Source organism: Actinoplanes sp. NPDC020271, assembly GCF_044388125.1.
In the GTDB taxonomy this organism is placed as follows: Bacteria; Actinomycetota; Actinomycetes; order Mycobacteriales; family Micromonosporaceae; genus Actinoplanes.
Genome location: NZ_JBIRWQ010000092.1, coordinates 1 through 1,179, shown reverse-complemented (window position 1 = coordinate 1,179; position 1,179 = coordinate 1). Strand labels below are relative to the sequence as shown.

Here is a 1,179-nt window from a genome sequence, read left to right as displayed (position 1 = left end):
TGTCAAGCCCCGGGTTTGGTGGAGAGTTGATTAGCTGGTTTCCAGCGGTGCGGTGATCGGCTGGGTCATCGCGTGTGATGCCTCGTGTTCGGCTGGTGGGACGTGCCCGATCTCGCCGTGCAGGCGCCGGTTGTTGTACCAGTCGATGTACTCGACGGTGGCCATCTCCAGGTCGTCGAGTCCGCGCCACGGTCCTTTGTTGCGGACGAGTTCGGCCTTGAACAGGGAGTTGAACGCCTCGGCCATGGCGTTGTCGTAGGAGTCGCCCTTCGACCCGACCGAGGCGACGGCGCCGGCGTCGGCGAGCCGCTGGCTGTAACGGATCGCTCGGTATTGGACGCCGCGGTCGGAATGGTGAACCAGTTTGCGCAGGTCAGAGCCCTGACTTTCGCGGCGCCACACGGCCATTTTCAACGCGTCGAGGGCCAGGTCGGTGTAGAGCGAGGTGGATACCTGCCAGCCGACGATCAGCCGGGAGTACACGTCGAGGACGAACGCGGCGTAGACCCAGCCGACGCTGGTGCGGACGTAAGTCAGGTCAGCGACCCACAACTGGTTCGGCCGTGTCGCGGTGAAGTTCCGTTTGACCAGGTCACGCGGCCGATCGGTCTCCGCGGCAGGCCGGGTCGTGCGCGGTGACTTGTCACGCAGCAGCCCGCGCAGCCCCGCGGCGCGCATGAGTCGCTCGACGGTGCAGCGGGCCACCGGCACGCCCGTGCGGCGCAGCTCGTGCCAGATCTTGCGGGCGCCGTAGACGCCGTAGTTCTCCTCATGGACCTGCTTGATCGTCGCGGTCAGTTCGATGTCGCGGACCGTCCGGGCGCTGGCCGGGCGGGTCTTGGCTGCGTAGTAAGTCGACGGTGCGATCTGTGCCGGCGTGTCTTCGAGGGCCTGCAGGACCGGCTGGACACCGTGTTCTTCCTGTTGGGAGTCGACGAAGGCGACCCTCATCGCGACGGACGGTCCAGCTCCGCCGCGAAGAAAGACGCCGCAGACTTCAGGATCTGATTCGCCCGGCGCAGCTCACGATTCTCGCGTTCCAGCGCGGCGAGGCGCTCCGCGTCGCTGCTGCTCGTGCCCGGCCGATCGCCGGCGTCGACCTCAGCCTTCTTCACCCACGTCCGCAACGCTTCGGGATGAATCCCGAGCTGATCAGCGATCCGCCGGATCGCCCCGACG

General features: G+C 66.8%; 2 protein-coding genes. Both read right to left on the bottom strand.

Going from position 1 to position 1,179, the window contains the following annotated elements; all coding sequences use genetic code 11:
* Positions 1-30 precede the first annotated feature (30 nt).
* The gene (locus ACH442_RS48060) at positions 31-951 is read right to left on the bottom strand and encodes an IS3 family transposase (RefSeq protein ID WP_396344933.1); all 921 of its coding nucleotides are present in this window, start codon (positions 949-951) and stop codon (positions 31-33) included.
* Positions 948-1,179, bottom strand: a 232-nt coding sequence (locus tag ACH442_RS48055) for a transposase (protein WP_396344932.1), incomplete at its 5' end; no start/stop codon positions are given. The genes ACH442_RS48060 and ACH442_RS48055, both read right to left, overlap by 4 nt.